This window comes from Yersinia sp. LJYL362 (assembly GCF_048323875.1).
The window spans coordinates 1-20,949 of the sequence record NZ_JBLWEX010000245.1 but is presented as its reverse complement, the minus strand read 5'-3'; the positions used below and the strand labels follow the sequence as shown (position 1 = coordinate 20,949).

Sequence of the window (20,949 nt, the reverse complement as noted above, 5' to 3'; positions counted from 1 at the left end):
TCGAATCAAACACTATGCGATCCTTGCCGGTATTGATAGTGAACGGCTTTCGCCCCACGTATTGCGGCATGCTTTTGCCACGCATCTGTTAAATCACGGTGCGGACCTGCGTGTGGTACAAATGTTACTGGGCCACAGTGATCTGTCGACGACCCAGATTTATACCCATGTAGCGACTGAGCGTTTGAAGTTGCTACATCAACAGCATCATCCGCGCGCATAATTGTTTTTTATGAAAACCATGCCGAGTGGAAAAAGATAGGATTTATAAATGAAAAAAAGTTTATTACTGCTGCCGATGGTTATCGCTGCATTCACGGGGCTGGCTCATGCTGATGATGCCGCTATCCAACAGACACTGAAAAAGTTGGATATTCAGAAAGCTGACATCCAACCATCACCTATCCCCGGCTTGAGTACCGTGATGACTGACAGCGGTGTGCTTTATATTTCCGCCGATGGTAAACACTTGTTGCAAGGGCCGTTGTACGATGTGAGCGGTAGCCAACCGGTGAATGTGACCAACCAGATGCTGGTGAAAAAGTTGGAAGCATTGAGCAAAGAAATGATTGTGTATAAGGCACCGCAAGAAAAACACGTTGTTACTGTGTTTACTGATATCACCTGCGGCTATTGTCATAAATTGCACGAACAAATGAGTGATTATAACGCGCTGGGAATTACCGTGCGTTATCTGGCTTTCCCACGTCAGGGGTTGAGCTCTCAGGCAGAAAAAGACATGCGCTCAATCTGGTGTATGGCTGATCGCAACAAAGCATTCGATGATGCGATGAAAGGTGTCGATATATCACCTGCAACCTGTAAAACCGATATTTCTGAGCACTATAAGTTAGGTGTGCAGTTTGGTATTCAGGGCACTCCAGCCATCGTGTTGCAAAATGGCACTATCGTTCCAGGTTATCTGGAGCCAAAAGAAATGTTACAGATGCTGAATAAGCACCAGGCTTCCTCAAAAGCGGCGGGTTAATCATCCGTGACATTGAAAACTCAACTTCGCCGTCGTGAGGCGGTGGATGATAGCCATTTGCCCGCCCAGTTACACCCATTGCTGCGCCGCCTTTATGCCAGCCGTGGCGTAAAAAGTGCCGAGGAGCTGGAGCGCGGTGTAAAAGGCCTGCTTGCCTGGCAGCAACTCGACGGTATTGAAGCCGGTGTTACTCTGTTGCAACAAGCATTGGCTGACAGGCGTCGTATTGTGATTGTCGGTGATTTTGATGCTGATGGCGCAACCAGTACCGCGTTGGCAGTGCTCGCTCTGCGTAGCATGGGTGGCAGTAATATTGATTATCTGGTGCCAAATCGTTTTGAAGATGGCTATGGGCTGAGTCCCGAAGTTGTCGAGCAAGTTGCTGCCCGTGGTGCAGAACTGATCGTTACTGTCGATAACGGTATTTCCTCTCATGCGGGAGTGGATTTGGCTCATGCTCTGGGTATCCAGGTGTTGGTTACCGACCATCACCTGCCGGGTGAAACCTTGCCAGCAGCAGAAGCTATCATCAATCCCAATTTGGCAGGATGTAATTTCCTTTCCAAATCCTTGGCCGGAGTGGGCGTCACCTTTTATCTGATGTTGGCATTACGTGCACGTCTTAGAGACAGTGGCTGGTTTGAACAACGAGCTTTAGCGATACCTAACCTGGCTGAGTTACTGGATTTGGTGGCGCTGGGAACGGTTGCCGATGTGGTGCCATTGGATGCCAATAACCGCATTTTGGTGCATCAGGGGCTAAGCCGTATTCGGGCCGGGAAATGCCGACCAGGTATTCGTGCATTACTGGAGGTCGCCAATCGCGATGCGCGCCAATTGGCAGCCAACGATCTGGGTTTCTCCCTTGGCCCACGGCTTAATGCCGCCGGGCGTCTGGATGATATGTCCATCGGGGTGGCGTTGTTGCTCAGTGACGATATTGCTCAGGCCAGAGCACTGGCAATCGATCTTGATGCGCTTAATCAAACGCGCCGTGAGATAGAGCAGGGTATGCAGGTTGAAGCCTTGCAACTATGTGACCAGTTAGAGCGCACCAGTACTGAATTACCTTACGGTATCGCGATGTTTCACCCAGAGTGGCACCAAGGGGTGGTCGGGATTCTGGCCTCACGCATTAAAGAGCGTTTTCATCGGCCGGTTATTGCTTTTGCCCCAGCGGGTGACGGTTTACTGAAAGGCTCGGGACGTAGTGTGGCAGGCCTGCATATGCGCGATGCTCTTGAGCGCCTGGATACCTTAAACCCAGGGTTAATGCTGAAATTTGGCGGTCATGCTATGGCGGCGGGGTTATCGCTGGAACAGGATAAATTCGATCAATTCCGTCAGCGTTTTGCAGATTTAGTCGGTGAATGGATGGACGCCTCGCAGTTGGAGGGCGTTATCTGGTCAGACGGTGAACTGAATGGCAACGAATTATCACTGGAAACAGCAGAGTTGCTGCGAGATGGCGGCCCGTGGGGGCAATCCTTCCCTGAACCCACATTTGACGGGAAATTCCGTATCTTGCAACAACGGCTGGTGGGTGAACGCCACCTGAAACTTATGATTGAGCCTTTGAATGGCGGGCCTTTATTGGATGGTATCGCGTTTAATATTGATACGACTTTATGGCCGGATAGCAGTGTGCGTGAAGTTAAGCTGGCTTATAAACTTGATATTAATGAGTATCGCGGTAACCGCAGTGTCCAGTTGCTGATTCAACACCTGTGGCCGTATTAGTAAACCACGATATTATTCTATACCCAAAGTAGTTGGTGTTGCAGCAAGGCAGCTAACAAATGAATCCCGATGAGCTGACATTAGTCAGTGATTCGGGTGAGTGAGAGCCGCTAACACAGCTGCAGCAGCAAATAGGAAGGGGATAGCTACAAATATAGTCAACAAGCTATAAACCGTCGTATAGATCCGTTAGAATTACCAATTCTGTGCCCTAAATAATTCAAGTTGCAGGAAGGCGGCAATTGAGTAAATCCCGATGAGTCTATTTATTTTAAGGTCAATAGGCAGTCAATGATTCGGGTGAACGAAGACAGCCAACACACATGCAGCTTGAAGTATGACGGGTATAATGACATTCCGTCATCTACGACTTAACGTAAGACTTTAAACCATGTTTGAAATAAACCCGGTAAAAAACCGAATTCAGGACCTGTCTGATCGGACAGCCGTTCTCAGGGGGTATCTTTGACTATGATGCCAAGAAAGAACGACTAGAAGAAGTAAACGCTGAGCTGGAACAGCCCGACGTCTGGAATGAACCTGAGCGCGCTCAGGCTCTAGGGAAAGAACGTTCCTCGCTGGAAGAGATTGTCTCCACCATTGATCAACTGGATCAAGGTATGGATGACGTGACTGGCTTGCTGGAGCTGGCTATTGAAGCTGACGACGAAGAGACATTTAACGAAGCGGTTGCTGAGTTAGATATCCTTGATGGCAAGCTAGGTCAACTCGAATTCCGCAGAATGTTCTCTGGTGAATATGATAGCGCCAACTGTTATCTGGATCTGCAAGCTGGTTCCGGTGGTACAGAAGCTCAGGACTGGGCCAGCATGCTGCTGCGCATGTACCTGCGTTGGGCTGAAGCCAAAGGTTTCAAAACTGAAATCATCGAAGAGTCTGATGGTGATGTTGCAGGCTTAAAATCAGCCACTATTAAGATCATCGGCGATTATGCGTTTGGTTGGTTACGTACTGAAACTGGCGTACATCGCCTGGTACGTAAAAGCCCGTTTGATTCTGGTGGCCGCCGTCATACTTCATTCAGTTCTGCCTTTGTCTATCCAGAAGTTGACGACGATATTGATATCGAAATCAACCCGGCGGACTTGCGTATTGACGTTTACCGCGCATCTGGTGCGGGTGGTCAGCACGTCAACAAAACAGAATCTGCGGTACGTATTACCCATATTCCAACCAATATCGTGACTCAATGCCAGAATGACCGTTCTCAGCATAAGAACAAAGATCAAGCCATGAAACAGCTGAAAGCAAAGCTGTATGAGTTTGAGATGCAAAAGAAAAATGCTGATAAACAGATGCTGGAAGATAACAAGTCCGATATCGGCTGGGGTAGCCAGATCCGTTCTTATGTACTGGATGACTCCCGTATCAAAGATTTGCGTACCGGTGTAGAAACACGCAATACGCAAGCGGTACTGGATGGTGATCTGGACAAATTCATTGAAGCAAGTTTGAAAGCCGGGCTATAAGGAACTGAGATGTCAGAGCAAAAACCACAAGTCGCTGAGCAAGCGCAAGAACTCAATAGTGAGTTACAAGCTCGTCGGGAAAAACTGGCAGCACTGCGGGAAAAAGGGATTGCTTTCCCTAATGATTTCCGTCGTGAGCACCTCTCAGACCAGCTACATGCCGAGTACGGCGAAAAAACAAATGAAGAATTAGAAGCGCTGGATATCGAAGTGACCGTTGCTGGCCGTATGATGACTCGCCGTATTATGGGGAAAGCATCATTTGTGACGCTGCAAGATGTCGGTGGCCGTATCCAGCTATACGTTTCCCGCGATGACCTGCCGGAAGGCGTTTATAACGAAGAATTTAAAAAGTGGGATCTCGGCGATATCCTGGGCGCGCGCGGTAAGCTGTTTAAAACCAAAACTGGCGAGCTGTCTATCCACTGTAGCGAACTGCGTTTGCTGACTAAAGCATTGCGTCCGTTGCCGGATAAATTCCACGGCCTGGCTGATCAGGAAACCCGCTATCGTCAACGTTATCTGGATCTAATCGCTAACGACGAATCACGCAATACATTCAAAGTTCGTTCGCAAGTGATGTCAGGTATTCGCCGCTTCATGGTGGAAAAAGGCTTCATGGAAGTCGAAACTCCTATGATGCAAGTGATTCCTGGTGGTGCTTCAGCGCGCCCATTCGTGACTCATCACAATGCGCTGGATATCGATATGTACTTGCGTATCGCCCCAGAGTTGTATCTGAAGCGCTTGGTTGTCGGTGGTTTTGAACGAGTGTTCGAAATCAACCGTAACTTCCGTAATGAAGGCGTTTCACCGCGTCATAACCCAGAGTTCACCATGATGGAACTCTATATGGCTTATGCGGATTACAAAGACCTGATTACGTTGACCGAAGAGTTATTCCGGACACTGACTGAAACCGTGCTGGGTAGCAGTGTGGTGCAGTATGGTGACCAGACCTTCGATTTTGGTAAGCCTTTTGCCAAATTGACCATGAAAGAAGCTATTTGCAAATATCGCCCAGAAACCAATGTGGCTGACTTGGACGATATGGATAAAGCAGTAGCTATCGCCGAGTCATTGGGGATTAAAGTTGAGAAAAGCTGGGGCTTAGGCCGCGTTCAATGCGAAATTTTCGAAGAGACCGCAGAGAGTCATCTGATTCAACCAACCTTCATCACTGAATACCCAGCAGAAGTTTCACCGTTGGCTCGTCGTAATGATGATAATCCGTTTATCACTGACCGCTTCGAATTCTTCATCGGTGGCCGTGAAATTGGTAATGGTTTCTCCGAGCTGAATGATGCTGAAGATCAGGCACAGCGCTTTGCTGATCAGGTTAGCGCCAAAGAAGCTGGTGATGATGAAGCGATGTTCTACGACGAAGACTATGTTACTGCACTGGAGCATGGCTTGCCGCCGACCGCGGGTCTGGGTATCGGTATCGACCGTATGGTGATGTTGTTTACCAACAGCCACACTATCCGCGATGTTATCTTGTTCCCAGCGATGCGCCCGGTAAAATAAGTTACGCCGGTTAACGGTAAATCTATTAGGGCGCTTCGGCGCCCTTTTTATCAAACAAAACAGCGATAGTTATACTTGGTTTAATCTAATCGCTTAAAATACCGGCGCTTAGACTATATCTTCGCTTGCCCACGTCAAAGAACCGGTTATAATGCAAACCGCACACCGAAGCGGGTGTAGTTCAATGGTAGAACGAGAGCTTCCCAAGCTCTATACGAGGGTTCGATTCCCTTCACCCGCTCCAATCTAACGTCTCGCAGTATCTCCCGAAGTCCATCAAACCCAGTCATAGCAAGGTTTAGGCCACTGTTGTTGTCTATTGACGGCTATTGTTGCTCACGGGAATCCACATACAAACGTGTATAGTTATCTGTATAGAAATTCTCTACACTCCAAATTCTATACACATCATGTTTTATACACTCTGGATTCTATACACATGGCACTCACGGACCTTGAGATACGCTGTGCAAAACCCCAAGAGAAGCCCTACACCAAAGCGGATGGTAATGGATTGTCGCTGCTGGTGGAGCCAAATGGCTCGAAAGGTTGGCGCTTCAGATACCGTTTTGCTGGCAAACCTAAAATGCTTTCATTGGGCACTTATCCTGCTGTCTCGTTAACTGAGGCAAGGCGAAAAAGGGATGAGGCTAAAAAGCTGGTTATGGTGGGTATTAACCCCAGTGATTTAAGAAAAGAACAAAAGTTAGTGCAGCAAGGAGAGGGGAGTAATACCTTTGAAGCTATCACCCGAGAGTGGTATCAGCGGCGTTATGATAGATGGTCTGAATCCTATCGTTTAGAAATGATGAGCACGTTTGAAAGAGATGTTTTTCCATATATCGGTTACCGGCCAATCAAAGAAATTAAACCACTTAAGCTAATGGCCGTGCTGTCCAAGTTAGAAAAACGGGGTGCCACTGAGAAAATGCGTAAGGTTCGGCAGCGATGTGGTGAGGTTTGGAAATACGCCATCATCACTGGCCGAGCCGAATATAATCCCGCCCCTGATCTTGCCAGTGCTTTTGCTCCCCATAAACGCGAACACTATCCACATCTTACGATTAATGAAATCCCTGAATTTCTTTCCAGCCTTGCCAGTTATAGCGGCAGCATGTTGGTTAAATTAGCGATGCGGTTGCTGATCCTCACCGGTACCCGCCCGGGTGAATTGCGGCAGGCCGAATGGGCAGAGTTTGATTTTGATAATGCCTTATGGGAGATCCCCGCGGTGCGAATGAAGATGCGTCGGCCACATATGGTGCCGCTTCCGGATCAAGCCATTACGATACTAAAGCAGATTCAACCTATCAGCGGGCGCTATCAGTTTGTGTTCCCCGGCAGAATACAGCACAGCAAGCCTATCAGTGAGATGACTCTCAATGTACTAATCCGACGTATCGGTTATGGCGGCAGGGCCACCGGCCACGGTTTTCGCCACACAATGAGTACTATTTTGCATGAGCAGGGTTTTAATACGGCCTGGATAGAAACACAACTGGCTCACGTCGATAAAAACAGTATTCGCGGTACCTATAATCACGCTCAATATCTGGATGGTCGCAGAGAAATGCTGCAATGGTATGCCGACTATATGGATAGCCTGGAAAATGGCGAGAATGTGATTCATGGAAGATTTGGGAAACGGGCATAGGGGAGGGATATTTGCTATCTGGCTGAAATAGTTACCCAAACTTTTTAAAGGCATCTCGCGATGCCTTTTTGCATTTAGAGATTATTCAGCCTCGAGAGGCTCGCTGGTGGTTTGATGATAAGTTTGATGTAGCAGGTCTATTTGCTGTTGTAGGACAAAGTTGAGTATTTCTTTCACTTCCTGCGATTCGAGAGTGATAACGGCGTGGATCAGTGCACGACAGTGATCGATAACTTCTTCTAATTCTGGGGGCGTATTATCGTACATGGCGCACCTCCGGCGGGAGAGTGGCAGCCAGTGATGTTGGCAGGTGAAGAAAAGCGGTACGGCAAGGGGCTTTAGTCGTCGAATCCATGATGACAACCTCTCAGTTGATGGCTTTAAAATCACCACCAAGAGACGCTAACCTCAAGAGGGTGGTGAGCTGAACGAGGTTAGCGTAACCGGTCAACAGAGAACCCGGCGCATCTTTCGATGCCCCCGTCCAGCCCACCATTGCTTTTTCACAGGTGTAACTGTACCCGCACATAGTAACCGCCTGTGCGGTCGTGCGCTCTATTGAATTCCGGGACGCTAATCACGGCAGCGGAATTTGCCGCTGCGGGGGCACTATATCCGGCCATTCTCTACTGTTCAATTAACCAGTGGTAAATTAGGACAAACATTTTTGTAGATGCGAGAGGGGCCGCATTTGTGGGTGTAATGCGTATGTAATTCATCAATATTAATTATTATTTAGACTCATATATTAGTTTTTAATAAGATTAAAATTAGTAAATAATCAGCTTTTTGTGTTGACCATGCTTACATATAGCTCTACTATTTGACCATAACAGCGGATGTGATCACTTATAAAAGTGAGGAAACGATGGTCAAGGTTGACTGGTCGAGGAAAGCGGTTAAGCAGTTACTTTCAATAGATGTCAGATATCGAAAATCCATCAGTGAAAAAGTGAATAAACTAACAAATTTCCCTGCTGTTGATTTGGATATCAAAAAGTTACAGATGGGTACTGGCCAGTATCGGATGCGGGTGGGGAATTATAGGATTATTTTTCAGATTATAGAGGGAACCCCTGTGATATGTACGATCCAGGAAGTGAAACGCAGGACCACAACAACCTATTAGGCTGGCTCAGTATATTTCCCCTCAAAGGCATGGCGTTATTTTTCTAAACTAAGGTGAATAAGATGGCAAAACTACAATACATTCATGATGAAGCAGGAAAGCCTCAGTTTGTGGTCTTACCCATTGCCGAATACCAACAGCTTATCTCTAATGCAAAGTATGAGGATATTCCCTATATTGCTGATAACGATGATGATCAGACCATCCCGAATGAGGTTGTTCAAATCATGGTAAACGATGGTGTCAGTTTGCTGGCAGCATGGCGTATCTACCGTGGTTTTTCGCAATATGAAATAGCAGAACTGCTTGGCACCACGCAATCCGCTGTATCCCAATGGGAAGCTGTAGATTCTCGCCCGCAGAAGAAAACCAGAGAGAAATTAGCAGCAATTTATAAATGCCGGGCGGCACAGATGATTTTGTAAAGCAGTAAATTAAAGATACTGTTTTTTTATACAGCGCTGCTTTCATCTGGGTAAAATGAGTGATACTCTTACATTGAAAATTCCCAGAGTGAGTAATGCTAAGATGGAAGCGCTAAATTTAATCGCCAATCAAATTGCGGAACAAACACAACATAAAGAACAACAACAATTACAACAAGACAAAGAACTTGTTCGACGTGTGCTGGAAATTTACGATCAAAAAGCTGTTGCTGAAATTCTGAGAAAAGTCAGTAAGTGTGAATGGACTCGTGAAGCCCTTAATCGCTGGTACAACGGGAAATCCATTCAAAAGCCTCTAACTGAGGCCGAAATTAGCATGCTACAGGAAATGTTGCCTTCCCCGCCGAAAAATCACCCTAATTATCAATTTCGTTTTATTGATCTCTTTGCGGGTATTGGCGGCATTCGAAAAGGTTTTGAGGCCATTGGCGGGCAATGTGTTTTTACAAGCGAATGGAATCCCTATGCGGTACGGACATATAAAGCAAATTGGTATTGTGACCCCATAGAGCATCGATTCAATTCTGATATACGTGAAATAACATTAAGTGAAAATACAGAAATATCAGATGAAGAGGCTTATAAAAATATAGATAAACAGATTCCTGATCATGATGTTTTGCTTGCTGGATTTCCTTGCCAGCCATTTTCATTAGCAGGGGTTTCAAAGAAAAACTCGTTGGGCCGTGCTCATGGTTTTGAGTGTGAAGCCCAAGGGACATTATTTTTTGATGTCGCCCGGATTATTGCCTCAAAGAAACCAGCTATTTTCTTGCTTGAAAATGTTAAGAATCTAAAAAGCCACGATAAAGGTAAAACCTTCCGCGTTATTATGAATACGCTTGATGAACTGGGTTATTCAGTCGCTGATGCAAATGCAGCCGGATCACAAGATCCTAAGATTGTAGATGGAAAGAATTTCTTGCCTCAACACAGAGAACGTATTGTTTTAGTTGGATTCCGTCGAGACCTTAATATTGATAAAGGTTTTACATTAAAAGATATCCATAAGTATTTTCCTGAAAAACGTCTGACATTTGGCGAATTACTCGAACCTGTAGTTGATGATAAATACATACTGACTCCACACTTGTGGAAATACTTATACAATTACGCCAAAAAGCATCAGGCGAAAGGTAACGGTTTTGGCTTTGGGCTGGTTGACCCAACAAACAGCGAGAGCGTGGCCAGAACATTATCAGCTCGTTATCACAAAGATGGCTCTGAGATTTTAATTGATCGAGGTTGGGATAAAACTTTAGGGGAAACAGATTTTGATGATAAAAATAATCAGGAAAATCGTCCTCGTCGACTTACACCAAAAGAATGTGCTCGCCTGATGGGTTTTGAAACGCCGGGTAAGGAATCGTTCCGCATTCCTGTATCTGATACACAGGCTTATCGGCAATTTGGTAACTCCGTAGTCGTTCCTGTTTTTGCAGCTGTTGCTCAGTTACTCGCGCCATTTATAGCAGAAGCAGTAAAAGTGCGAAAAGATAAGGCGGCTTAATCATTATGGCTGATGTTCACTCTTCGGAAACTCGCAGTAAAAACATGAGGGCCATCCGAACAAAAGACACAGCCATAGAGGTTAAATTAGCCAAACTACTTGATCTGTTAGGGCTTTCTTACAGAGTTCAAATCCGTGAACTCCCTGGGAAGCCCGATTTTGTTATCGATGATTATCGGGCGATAATCTTTGTTCATGGTTGTTTTTGGCATAAACATGACTGCCATTTGTTTAAGATACCAGCTACACGTACTGACTTTTGGCTTAAAAAAATACAAGGGAATGTAAAAAGAGACAATGACGTTATAAAACATCTCTCAGCCGACGGCTGGAAAGTTTTAGTCGTCTGGGAGTGTGCATTACGGGGTAAGTACAAGCTAACAGATAATGATATTTCAGCGAGAGTGGAGGAATGGATTTGTAGCAGTGAAGTAAATGCTCAAATTGATACACAAGGCATTAGTCAGGTAATATTTACTTGACCGAATACAGGTTATAAATAACTCAAATTCGGCCTTGTTATTTAATTAATGATTATATATTTCCTTGATTTCTTGAATGAAATCATCAAGAGAAATTAACTCATCACGAATAGATTCAGGATATTTTTTGTGAAGAGGCTTCGGAACCACTAATTGAACGCCAGCATCTTTCATTTCCTGGAACTGATTAACAGAGACACCTTCCTGAAGAGTAAAAAGATGAATTTTTTCAATCCGGTTAGCCTCATTCAGAGCCTGGCGCCAGCGATCTTTACAGGTGGTTTTTACTGCAAGCATTCTCAATTTATCTGAAGGATATTCCGCATCGTTGTAAGCCTCAGAAGAGGGAAATAAAAAGTCAGGTTTTTTATTGCCCTCAGTAATACACTGAGTTGCAAAATCAGTAAGATTATTTTCGACGAACGTATGCTCCAGATGTAATTCCAAAGATCTCCCTGCTCGTGATTTACGCCGGTTACTTACTGAATTAGCTAAATTTATAAAATCATCTACTGACGAAAAACCTGCCTTCACCCGATCCAAAACATGTAATTCTTCTATGCGCCGAAACAGAGAATATTCTGCATCACGTTTTTCAAGTAATAGTTCATCAGGTGTTTGGCTTTTAAACTGGAATACTTTGGGGAGATAACTAATGATATCCACACCCGATGGAAATGAAACAGACCATTCTTTTGGAATAGGGTAATTACCAGACTTCCAATCACCGCTTATTACAGCAAAACCACCAAGAACCTGATTAGATGGGCCAGAAACTGAGAAGCCAGGGATGATCTCACCCGTCATGGATTCCAGAAGTTCTTCCTCTGCCAGGGAATTGCATAGCCATACGTCAATAAAATCGCAGATACTATCGGGCTGACTATGAAAAGAGAAAACAGTCAGTGCGCCAGTATTTTCTTTATTTAACAGTGGGCTACCTTTACCCCAACGAGTAATACGTTTTTCATTACGTGTACCATCAAAATGACGGTTATTGTAATAAATAGCTCTAACTACACTCTCAATATTTCCATGAGAACTGATTCTGGCAGGCAAAAGAATGTCAGGATTTCTCACATCAGTTCGTAGAATAGGAGAAAACTGTTTCTCAATCACTTCAGTCGGAATATAGACTCCGGCCTGATGTCCGCCTGTTGCGCCCGTATCATTAGCGGAAAGGCGCTTAATGTAGACGTACCAATCGCCAGATGATTTTTCAGATAACCAGTTATGGAAAGCAGACACAACTATTCCCCTTAGTGAGTCTTTTAAGACTAATTAGTAAGTTACAGTAGATGAGTACAGCAATTCAGTATCTATAACACACTCATCAAAGACCATACTATTCAGAGTTATCATTTTTGCATGAAATCTGAATTTATCGGTGTAATAAATTGATTATATTAATATTTGTAATTTGGATATTATTTTTACCCCCATCTCCCTATCTTCTCCCACCCCCAACTATTCACCCCCTTCACCAACCTACAAGATCACCCCCACAACCCGCGCCCGCTCTGGCTTCGGCCTCTCTGAACACTCACTCTCAGACTCTTCAGCAACTGTTCAGGTGTTCAGTTTTTAATACCTGCCATCCATGAACTAATGAATACCTCTGAATACTGACTGAACAGTTATTAGTAAACTATTCAGTCGGTTTTTATTTTTGTATTTCAATTAATTAAATCTATTCCTGAACACGCTGAACAAGCCAGAGGGAAGAAATAGTTAGTGGGGTGGCTCTTCCGGTTGTAAATGGTGGGGCAGTGCCAGGGCGGGGAGCCAGTCACTGGCGGTGTCGGATAAATCCATGTTGTAGCGGAACCCTTTGTCAGTTCTGGCTTTTTTGTATTCTGCGCCGAACTCTTTCATCACTATGGGAAAGTCTTTGCCGAATTTGGTCAATGATAATGAACGCTGATGGCCGTAAGCCTCCATATAAGCCAGATACGCGTGATACAGATAAATGCGTGGGGCGCGCGGGGAAATTGTCAGCGTTCCCATATACATACCGACCGCCTCGCCCAGCTCGACAATGTGCGCGCAGAAGCCATAAAGCGGATCGGCATCCCGCTTAACACCCATCGCCTCCCGTGAATCTCGCTGCTCAAGTAGCAACTTTCGCGCCTTGTCCTGATCGGCAAATTCAGCCAGCAGGCAGCGGATCACCACCGGCAGCTCGACCGCGATTTTCTCGCCGAGTCGCGGATCTTTATCCGCCTCTTTCACTGGATGGTTGAACGCGAAAATCACCCGCCGTCGGGCGATACCGCCTTGCCGCTCAGTGAAACTCATCGGCTCGTTATTGGTCGCCAGCACCACGGCGGTTATCAAAGTGCTGAATTGTTTCTCATATTTGCCGTCGATTTCCACTAGATCCCCGCCGGTGATAGCTTTGATGCCCGCCCCCTCGCCGACATATTTCACCTGATCGGGCAGCGTAATCAGGCTTTTGCCGACAAACTGCGCGCGCCCTCTGGCCTGATCAAGCGCCGCCATATTGCCGGAGGCGGTGTTCTGACGGCCTGCCAGCAAAGTGGCGATGTGGGTAAATACCGATTTCCCGCTGCCGCCCTCGCCGGTGACCTCGAGGAACAATTGCCAGTCGAAGCGGTTAGACAGGACGGTAAACAGCGCGGCTCTGATGCGGGCTATTTTGAGCCATTCGTCATTGGCCGCATGGGCCAGCCACTTGGTGAAATGCGGGGCGTGGTGTGCCAGATTTTCGTCTGGCTGCGGTTCGGTGAATATGATGTCGTTATGATGCTGCAACCAATCATTGGCGCGATGCGGCCGGAACTGTCTGACTTTCAGGTCATAAACCCCATTCTGAAAGCCGATCAAGTGGCGCGGCGGCTCGGCCATGATCGGGATTTGCAGCTTCATCGCTTCAATGGCATTGCGGATACCGGCCGGTGAATAGGGCGTGTCGTTGGCGTTGAAAATCATCACCAGCTCGCGCCGTAACACACCATCGGGCAGCTTGCCCCAGCGCTCGCCATCATAGTGATAAACCGTTTCACTCTCGGCATGCACCGCAATCTGACCATAATGTTCGGCCAATAACTGCCCGCGCTGGCTGGCGGCCATTTGCGATAAGGCCGGATGTAACACTTTATTTTCAGACACCTGACTCTCCGGCGGCGGCTGATACAAACCATGATAGAAGCTGTTACGCGCCTGCCCGGTACCGGCTTGCTGGCGGTAATCATCCCAATCGGCTTTATACGGGGTCGGCGGCAGTGTCACCCAACCATCGACCACGCTGGCCACTTTTTCTGCGGCCAGTTGGCCGGTATTGGCAGCACCTTGCGGATTCACATCATTATCAGCGGCAATGATGATTTTCGCGCCAGGCCAACGGGTGCGGCATGCCAGCGCCACCGGCAGCAGATTACCGGCATCGATGGCGGCGATAATCACAGCGGCCGGTAGCAATAACGCCAGACTTTGCGCCGTGGCGTAACCCTCGGCCAGCACCACGGTTTCAGCCTGTTCCGGCAGCGGCTTGAGTGGGATAAACGCGCCTTTTTTGCGGCTATCAGCGATCAGTTTTTTCGTGCCGTCGTGCCGGATAATCTGTGCGCCGGTGCTGTCACCCGCCATATTCTGCAATATCAGCAATAACGAACCATCCGGCAGAATAGGTAATTTATAGCCGCTCAGACCTTTATTAATTAAATAGCGAGATTCCCCTGGCGTAGTTTTTGCCATCAAAGAGGCCAGATCCGGCTCTTTAGATTTGGCTGAGATACCGAGAATATCGGCCACCAGCCGCGCGGCTTCTGTCAGCGAGCATTGTCGGACATTTTTTACCAGATCCAAACCGTCGCCGGATCGGGGTTCGCACTGATTACAAAACCACGTTCCCGCGCCCTGACGGTCATCAAAACGAAAGCGATCTTTGCCGCCACAGGCCGGACAGGGGGAGTGCTGTTTGCTGTGACAGATCGCCAGCGCATCCAGAATAAAGCCCCATTTCCCGCACGCCTGAGCCGCAACCCCGGCAATAAATTGATTCATGACTCTTCCTTTTTACGCCCGGTTTCCGGTGAATAAAATCCATTTTCGGGCCATTTTCAACACCCATAGCAATGTTTTAAACTTTATAAATACAATCTATATATCAATTAGGTGCAGATAATCTGATTCTGCTGTCCAGTAGTTGAACCCGGCAGAAATATTCGTAGACTCGCTACATCCACCACGCCAACCTTGCTCCGTGGTGGATAAACGCCCCGATGGCATTGAGGCTTGTCGGGGCGTTCCTTTCGATATATCCGCAGCCGGAGGAAAATAACGTTTCTGTTATTTTTTAGCCTATGAACTACACCATTGAATATTACGATGACGACGTCATCACCCAACTTCTTGCCCAACCCATCAGCTTGCAGGCCAATTTTATTAGCCTGACTCAGCGCATGAAGCGCTACGGTATTAAGATGGTTGATGCTGTCCCGATGCATTACCACGAAGATGTGTTTGAGTTGTGTTTTTATGAGCCGAAGGGCTGGAACCGCGTCATTTTTATGGCACAAATAGACTGGCAGATTGTTATTTTGCATATTGTGGTGCAAAAAACGGCTTATATGCCGTGGAAAGAGAAAGGCAAAGCCGCCAAACGAATGAAGGAGTTGCGATTTGGATAATAAACGCCAGTCACCCAGCCTGTCCCATGAACAAGTGGTCGCCCTAATGCTAAAGAAACCGGCGGTGAGGGCAGAATACGAGCGGCTGGAGCGCCAGGATTTCGCCATCATTGATGAGACGCTTAAGGAAATACATTCCGAATAATTCTCCCGTGCATTCATTGCTTATTTTCCCGCGAATGTGCAATTTGCTGTTCAATCCAGTCATTCACCTCACTTTCAACAAAAGCGATGGCCCGCCCGCCTATTTTTATCGGTGGCGGGAAGCGCTTTTGTTTTAATAGTTTATAAACCCAAGGCCGGCTAAAACCGGTACGTTTTAATACTTCTGGCAATCGGATTAATGATGAATAGGTCATTCCATGACTCCTGTTATCTCTCGGTGGCTACTGAATTAATTGAAACAAAATCAGGCCGTAATAGGGGGAAGTGGCAAATAAATAAAAGGAACCTTTATTCCGGTTGTTTTAGGTCAATCCGTAACGCGAATATGTTAGTTGGAAGCGAATACCTTAGTTGGAAACCAATAACGCCGAGTTGGAAATAAACTTCCGCTCGTCTAAGGATTATCGGCCTCGGGCAGAGAAACGAGCAGCGCCTCGCTGATCAAGTTGCTCATTTGCTTTTCGGTCACCATTTCCCCGCTGAAACCCGCGTTGAGCATAGCCTGAGTCGCCACACGGGCAATGGCAGTTTTATTCATTTTGACGCCGCGCCGGCACTGCGGATTGTTCCTGGCTAACGCGATTGCCATACCGGCAATAAACGCCAGCGCGGTTTCTTTACCCGCAAAACCACCCCAGTTCTCTTCCGCTTGTCGCTGCTCCGGCACCCGTACAGCGCCCGGCGGCAACGGCCAGTGAAAGCCATTCACCTTAAGCCAGCTCTCTACTTCTGCTTTTAATAAATAACCGTCATGGCGAATATCTTTATTGGCATTGGTATAACTAATATCTCGACAACTTAATAGGTTGCAATCCACTGCATCCCATAATGATTTCTCATAATTAATTATTACCATTCCTATATCATCAGTTTGTATAGAATAAGGTATCACCCCGACAATTAATGCCGCAGTTTCTTTTATTGTGATATTAATTCTGGATAGAAATGGCGTTAACCATTTTGGTAATTTATCTTTAAGAATGTTTTGATATTCTTCGTCACTGTCACGCAGGTTAATCTGCAAAAGCTGTTCTATTTCAGTGCGGTTAAATCCGATGTAATCATAACAATTCATGCTGTTAATACCTTAGAAGGGAAGTTCGTGATCCTCCTCCTCATCGGGCCGGTGATTAAATTCGTCAGGTTTATAACTTTCAGGTATCCATCCATCACAAGGCGCTCCATCCATTTTAGGGTTGGCCATCGCTGCCGAGAGCAGATCAAAATAGCAAAATTGGGGGTCATCAAAGCCAGGGGGGCGGATCACGCCGAGCGCGTCCTGAATCAGTAACGGCGGTGACACTGGCCGGGCATCCGTCAATTCTATCAGCAGCCAGTTGGCTATCTGCGCCTGACTCATCGTCGGGTATCGCTGTGAAATCCGCTGAATCAACTCCCTGATACTGATAAATTCCTGCTGCTTTGCCTTGAGCTTTTCCGCTGGGTTTATCATGAGATTACTCCTGTTATCTCTGGTTGGCCCTGCTTTGAATGATACCGAACATAATGGTTCAAAGTGAAAGTAGTAGGGGGATGGTGTTGATTTCAGTTCGGTATACAGTGATATTCAATAGGATGTATCGCCACGGATTTTTGAGATAATCATAAAGTTACTTTTGAGATAATCTACAAATGATTATCTGTTAACATAATGGCTATAAAGTGTTTTTTAATCTATTTTTAAGATAATGATATTTACATATTTGAGATAATCTAACTTTATGCCTAAATTTAATCACTATGATTTAGCACTGTTAAACCCCAGTTTCGACTCGCGATTGGTTGATGCATTGACCGAGCTTGAGTTACTAAGGCACCTGCGCCTTGAAACTGATGTGCATCCTCTGTTATTTGCCCAGCTAAAAAGTATTTTTCATATGCTGGAAAGCTTGGGTTCAGCAAGAATCGAAGGTAACCATACAACGTTAGCCGATTACGTTGAAAGTAAAGTTGAAGGGGCTGAGGACTCCACGGATCAATTGAAAGAGATTGGCAACATCGAACATGCCATGAACTTTATTGATGAGCATCTGCATGCTGGTGAAGATATCACGGAGTATTTTGTCCGAGAACTGCACGCCATGACGGTAAATGGGCTTGAACGGGAAGGGGATAAAACGCCGGGAGCCTATCGCAGTCACGGAGTGAGTATTGCTCAATCAACTCATTTGCCGCCTGAATTCATCCATGTTCCGGCTTATATGCAGGAATTGGTCGAGTTTATGAACCGTGCAGACGCGCCAAAATATGATCTGATGAAAGTGGCTCTCGCGCATCACCGTTTTGGTTGGATTCATCCATTTGGTAATGGAAATGGCAGAACGGTGCGCCTGCTGACTTATTCTTTGCTGATAAAGTACGGTTTTAATGTGAAAACCAGTGGGCGGGTACTAAACCCAACAGCGGTTTTTTGTAATGATCGTGAACGCTATTATTCGATGCTGGCCGAAGCGGATACGGGGGCTGTTGAGGGGCTAGAGCAATGGTGCCTGTATGTTCTTACCGGTATATCGGCGGAGTTAAAGAAAGTCGATAAGCTCTCTAATCTTCACTTTTTGAACTCAAAAATTCTTTATCCAGCGCTCGAGTATTCCAAGGGGCGGGGAGTAATCAATGAGACGGAATCTACAATTCTTAAGCGAACCATTAGCCAGGGAACGGTAAAAGCCAATGATTTAAAAGAGGTTTTACCGGGATTGAAGTCGGCTCAAATTACCTATCAGATTGGTAAGTTAGTTGATCGTGGCCTTTTGCAACCGGTTGAAGTGGGATCTCGAATTTATACCGCCGGTTTTTCGAAATCAGATCTGATGCGTGGTGTCATTCATGCTTTGCGAAAAGAGGGGTTTATTCCAGATTTTTGATTTGAAGTTTGAGCTAAATAAGTTGGCGATGTCGAATCGCCAACTTAAATATCAATGTTTTATTTTACCAACTTGAGGAAAGTATCTTTAGGTTTAAGGGTTACATTGTTCCCTGAACCCTCAATAGCTTCCATAAAGAAATTATTATTGAAAGTTAGTGTACTTATCTCATCTAACGGCAAAGAAAGTTGATCGAGAATCTCCCCTCTTTTTATCCCTTTCGCGCGCATTGTGCTAAAAATCTTATCCAAAATTAAAGATTTTTCACGTTCAACTAATCCTTGCGGTTCAGATGTACGAAATCCCCTTCGGTTCAACTCAATACTCAATTGTCTATAATGCCACTCAGTTGAGAGTTTCAAATCAAACGTTCTTCGTACCAGCGACGCAAGAGATACTTTCCAATTCTTTTTCAGTTCGATTAAATGCTCTAATGAAGGCATTCGAGGCACTGTAGCCAGAACACTACGCTCAGGCATCAAAAATGAGGATGCAAAGCGATCTGCATCAAGCTCAGCTTGTCGCCCATTATTGCTGGAATGCTTATGTAAAACTAAATGCCCCAATTCATGGGCGGCATCGAATCGGCTGCGTTCTGGTGTTTTCATCGTATTTAGCAAGACAAAGGGTTTACCATTTGTCCAAAAAGAGAATGCATCGACCTCAACACAATTTTCAGCCAAGGAAAAGACTTTCACACCTTTAGATTCAAGTAGGTGAATCATATTGGTTATTGATAACTCTCCTAGTCCCCATTGTTCACGTACAACACGTGCGGCCGTCTCTGGTTCTGAATAGTCATCAAAGCTACAGTCAGGAATTTTGGCTTGCGGAAGCTCGAACTGGCTATCTAACCAATTTGAAACCTCTTGCGCTAATTTACCTGCTGCAATAGCAGAGTCTCGCTTTTGGGCGCTTAACTTTGTCATCGCTCTAAAGCTTACCGCCTCAATATTAAGTGATGAAATATCCCCTGCCCGAAAAAAGTTAACTGGGTAATTTAGAACAGAAGCAATTCTCTCGATACTGTCACTCGCAACAGCATCAAAAAAGCCAGCTTTCTCATAGGTTGAAATAGTACGGCTTGTTAAGCCTGTGGCATCTGCCAAAGCTGTCTGAGTCAATCCTCTACGCTCTCTGGCAGTGCGTAATCTTTCGGAGTTAAACATGGTACATACTTAACCAACTTGTGAAATATCTATATCAATATCCGGTGTGAATTGAGGTTCTACGCCGATCATATCTACTGGACTTGGCCGTTTGGTATCCAAGATTAATCGAGTCGAAAAATCATTCACTATGTTTTTATCATTGTATGAAATCGGGCGTGAAAGCTCCGCTCTTATGCTCATTCTGCCGTTCTCGTCGACTTCATCAAGATCGTAAAGTAAAAACCATAAGTCCTTCCCTAATTTATTTGGTAAAAGGGGAGGCGATGCAGTATCCGAATTTTCGAAACCAAAGTCTAATTGCTTATCTTCAAATTTTAGAGCACCTTGCCCTGGGGTGTTGTTGAGAATTAACCCCATCAATTCCCTAGTAAAATCACCTTTCTTCATACGAGATTCTGGCCTACCCAACGCCAGACCTGTTTGTGTGCAACCACGGCAAAGATAAAGAGCGATCTGTCCGTTTGTCGTTAATTCAACATTCCTTACAGAAAGAGCTTTGAAGCCTTTAGGTGCTAAGATATCTCTAATTCCACTGACAGCTTCGCCGTAAAAATATTGCCCTCTGGAGGTCACTGGGTGGTTGCGAGTTGTTGAATATCTCCCTGAAAGTCCTCGCTCTAAAGGTGTTATGAGATCATCTTGTGTTAAGCCAAGCGATTCTAAATATGAATCAACTTCATCTGATTCGTTAATGATGTGTGTAGGAGCAAGATTATCGGACCACATTATTTATAGCCTCGTATGTAATTTCTCTTTTTTATACCTCATTTGAGGTCTTAAAACAAGAAAATACTGTATGGTTATTCAGTTATGTGATGTGCAATGGGGAGGGCGCATGATATACCTTATTAAAGCTGTAAATAGTTACTTTGGGAATCTTGCGCGATAAAGTTAAGAACTGTCCAAGTAATCCCAAATGTGTATAGGAATATGTATAGAATTATTTTTATAACTCATGGAATGGTCGTATTTAAAGGTGAGGAGGTACTTTGTTCGATTCCCTTCACCGCTCCAATCTTACGTCTCGCAGTATCTCCCTAAGTACATCAAACCCAGTAAATTCGCACTTCTCAGGCTAATCTAGTTATTCCTATATACATGTTCGTCTATTGAAATCTACTTATAGCGGG

Annotated in this window: 22 protein-coding genes, 1 tRNA gene and 1 pseudogene; 14 read left to right on the top strand and 10 right to left on the bottom strand. The window is 45.6% G+C overall.

Annotated elements, in window-relative coordinates; all coding sequences use genetic code 11:
- The 7 genes from ACNSO8_RS14200 to ACNSO8_RS14170 all read left to right on the top strand — a co-directional run.
- A partial coding sequence (locus tag ACNSO8_RS14200) for a tyrosine-type recombinase/integrase (RefSeq protein WP_418394577.1) occupies positions 1–223 on the top strand: 223 nt, incomplete at its 5' end.
- 48 nt (positions 224–271) lie between these two features.
- Positions 272–988: a bifunctional protein-disulfide isomerase/oxidoreductase DsbC gene (dsbC, locus tag ACNSO8_RS14195; protein WP_019078982.1), complete on the top strand. Its 717-nt coding sequence runs from the start codon at positions 272–274 to the stop codon at positions 986–988.
- 6 nt (positions 989–994) lie between these two features.
- Entirely contained in the window at positions 995–2,728 is a 1,734-nt protein-coding gene (recJ, locus tag ACNSO8_RS14190; protein ID WP_046050302.1) for a single-stranded-DNA-specific exonuclease RecJ, read from the top strand.
- Between the two features lie 391 nt (positions 2,729–3,119).
- A protein-coding gene (prfB, locus tag ACNSO8_RS14185) for a peptide chain release factor 2 (RefSeq protein ID WP_098057343.1) occupies positions 3,120–4,218 on the top strand; the annotation gives its coding sequence in 2 pieces (ribosomal slippage) (positions 3,120–3,194 and positions 3,196–4,218; 1,098 coding nt in all).
- 9 nt (positions 4,219–4,227) lie between these two features.
- A complete protein-coding gene (gene lysS / locus ACNSO8_RS14180; protein ID WP_050160161.1) occupies positions 4,228–5,745 on the top strand; it encodes a lysine--tRNA ligase in 1,518 nt (505 codons plus the stop codon).
- Positions 5,746–5,915: 170 nt separating this feature from the next.
- Positions 5,916–5,989, top strand: a tRNA-Gly gene (locus ACNSO8_RS14175).
- A gap of 195 nt (positions 5,990–6,184) precedes the next feature.
- On the top strand, positions 6,185–7,399 hold the full coding sequence (locus ACNSO8_RS14170; protein ID WP_418395002.1) for a tyrosine-type recombinase/integrase: 1,215 nt from the start codon (positions 6,185–6,187) through the stop codon (positions 7,397–7,399).
- 81 nt (positions 7,400–7,480) lie between these two features.
- Here ACNSO8_RS14170 and ACNSO8_RS14165 read toward each other — a convergent pair whose 3' ends face one another.
- Both ACNSO8_RS14165 and ACNSO8_RS14160 read right to left on the bottom strand, forming a co-directional pair.
- The gene (locus ACNSO8_RS14165) at positions 7,481–7,666 is read right to left on the bottom strand and encodes a hypothetical protein (protein WP_418395001.1); all 186 of its coding nucleotides are present in this window, start codon (positions 7,664–7,666) and stop codon (positions 7,481–7,483) included.
- A gap of 100 nt (positions 7,667–7,766) precedes the next feature.
- Positions 7,767–7,928, bottom strand: coding sequence for an ash family protein (locus ACNSO8_RS14160; RefSeq protein WP_005174987.1), 162 nt, complete (start codon positions 7,926–7,928; stop codon positions 7,767–7,769).
- Positions 7,929–8,267: 339 nt separating this feature from the next.
- Here ACNSO8_RS14160 and ACNSO8_RS14155 point away from each other — a divergent pair, with 339 nt between their 5' ends.
- The 4 genes from ACNSO8_RS14155 to ACNSO8_RS14140 all read left to right on the top strand — a co-directional run bounded on the left by ACNSO8_RS14155 (position 8,268) and on the right by ACNSO8_RS14140 (position 10,966).
- The gene (locus ACNSO8_RS14155; RefSeq protein ID WP_050298253.1) at positions 8,268–8,528 is read left to right on the top strand and encodes a type II toxin-antitoxin system RelE family toxin; all 261 of its coding nucleotides are present in this window, start codon (positions 8,268–8,270) and stop codon (positions 8,526–8,528) included.
- A 62-nt stretch (positions 8,529–8,590) separates the two neighbouring features.
- Complete coding sequence (locus ACNSO8_RS14150) at positions 8,591–8,953, top strand: helix-turn-helix domain-containing protein (protein WP_050298254.1); 363 nt, start codon at positions 8,591–8,593, stop codon at positions 8,951–8,953.
- A gap of 103 nt (positions 8,954–9,056) precedes the next feature.
- Positions 9,057–10,484: a DNA cytosine methyltransferase gene (locus ACNSO8_RS14145; protein WP_418395003.1), complete on the top strand. Its 1,428-nt coding sequence runs from the start codon at positions 9,057–9,059 to the stop codon at positions 10,482–10,484.
- 5 nt (positions 10,485–10,489) lie between these two features.
- Positions 10,490–10,966 (top strand): very short patch repair endonuclease, encoded by a 477-nt coding sequence (locus ACNSO8_RS14140; protein WP_050322042.1) that lies wholly within the window; start codon positions 10,490–10,492, stop codon positions 10,964–10,966.
- Between the two features lie 45 nt (positions 10,967–11,011).
- On the opposite strand, the gene ACNSO8_RS14135 is transcribed toward ACNSO8_RS14140, so the two are convergent.
- Positions 11,012–12,214 (bottom strand): type II restriction endonuclease, encoded by a 1,203-nt coding sequence (locus ACNSO8_RS14135; RefSeq protein ID WP_318526660.1) that lies wholly within the window; start codon positions 12,212–12,214, stop codon positions 11,012–11,014.
- A 483-nt stretch (positions 12,215–12,697) separates the two neighbouring features.
- Positions 12,698–14,992: a primase-helicase zinc-binding domain-containing protein gene (locus ACNSO8_RS14130; RefSeq protein WP_418395000.1), complete on the bottom strand. Its 2,295-nt coding sequence runs from the start codon at positions 14,990–14,992 to the stop codon at positions 12,698–12,700.
- 299 nt (positions 14,993–15,291) lie between these two features.
- On the opposite strand from ACNSO8_RS14130, the gene ACNSO8_RS14125 reads away from it, so the two are divergent.
- The gene (locus tag ACNSO8_RS14125) at positions 15,292–15,618 is read left to right on the top strand and encodes a type II toxin-antitoxin system RelE/ParE family toxin (protein ID WP_049604476.1); all 327 of its coding nucleotides are present in this window, start codon (positions 15,292–15,294) and stop codon (positions 15,616–15,618) included.
- Positions 15,611–15,763 carry a hypothetical protein gene (locus tag ACNSO8_RS14120; protein ID WP_418394999.1) on the top strand — a complete coding sequence of 51 codons (153 nt, stop codon included), beginning with the start codon at positions 15,611–15,613 and terminating at the stop codon, positions 15,761–15,763. The genes ACNSO8_RS14125 and ACNSO8_RS14120 overlap by 8 nt, the downstream gene beginning before the upstream one ends.
- A gap of 13 nt (positions 15,764–15,776) precedes the next feature.
- Here ACNSO8_RS14120 and ACNSO8_RS14115 read toward each other — a convergent pair whose 3' ends face one another.
- The 4 genes and pseudogenes from ACNSO8_RS14115 to ACNSO8_RS14100 all read right to left on the bottom strand — a co-directional run bounded on the left by ACNSO8_RS14115 (position 15,777) and on the right by ACNSO8_RS14100 (position 17,236).
- Positions 15,777–15,977 carry a helix-turn-helix transcriptional regulator gene (locus tag ACNSO8_RS14115; RefSeq protein ID WP_049604475.1) on the bottom strand — a complete coding sequence of 67 codons (201 nt, stop codon included), beginning with the start codon at positions 15,975–15,977 and terminating at the stop codon, positions 15,777–15,779.
- 200 nt (positions 15,978–16,177) lie between these two features.
- Positions 16,178–16,543: a hypothetical protein gene (locus tag ACNSO8_RS14110; protein WP_263700786.1), complete on the bottom strand. Its 366-nt coding sequence runs from the start codon at positions 16,541–16,543 to the stop codon at positions 16,178–16,180.
- An 81-nt stretch (positions 16,544–16,624) separates the two neighbouring features.
- Positions 16,625–16,858: pseudogene (locus ACNSO8_RS14105) on the bottom strand (hypothetical protein); the annotation flags it as partial.
- A gap of 12 nt (positions 16,859–16,870) precedes the next feature.
- Positions 16,871–17,236, bottom strand: a complete 366-nt coding sequence (locus ACNSO8_RS14100) for a hypothetical protein (protein WP_418394998.1) — start codon at positions 17,234–17,236, stop codon at positions 16,871–16,873.
- A 268-nt stretch (positions 17,237–17,504) separates the two neighbouring features.
- On the opposite strand from ACNSO8_RS14100, the gene ACNSO8_RS14095 reads away from it, so the two are divergent.
- Entirely contained in the window at positions 17,505–18,647 is a 1,143-nt protein-coding gene (locus tag ACNSO8_RS14095) for a Fic family protein (RefSeq protein ID WP_418394997.1), read from the top strand.
- 59 nt (positions 18,648–18,706) lie between these two features.
- Here ACNSO8_RS14095 and ACNSO8_RS14090 read toward each other — a convergent pair whose 3' ends face one another.
- Together ACNSO8_RS14090 and ACNSO8_RS14085 are read right to left on the bottom strand one after the other, a co-directional pair.
- On the bottom strand, positions 18,707–19,816 hold the full coding sequence (locus ACNSO8_RS14090) for a helix-turn-helix domain-containing protein (protein ID WP_145537592.1): 1,110 nt from the start codon (positions 19,814–19,816) through the stop codon (positions 18,707–18,709).
- A 9-nt stretch (positions 19,817–19,825) separates the two neighbouring features.
- On the bottom strand, positions 19,826–20,545 hold the full coding sequence (locus tag ACNSO8_RS14085) for a hypothetical protein (RefSeq protein ID WP_145537590.1): 720 nt from the start codon (positions 20,543–20,545) through the stop codon (positions 19,826–19,828).
- Positions 20,546–20,949 lie beyond the last annotated feature (404 nt).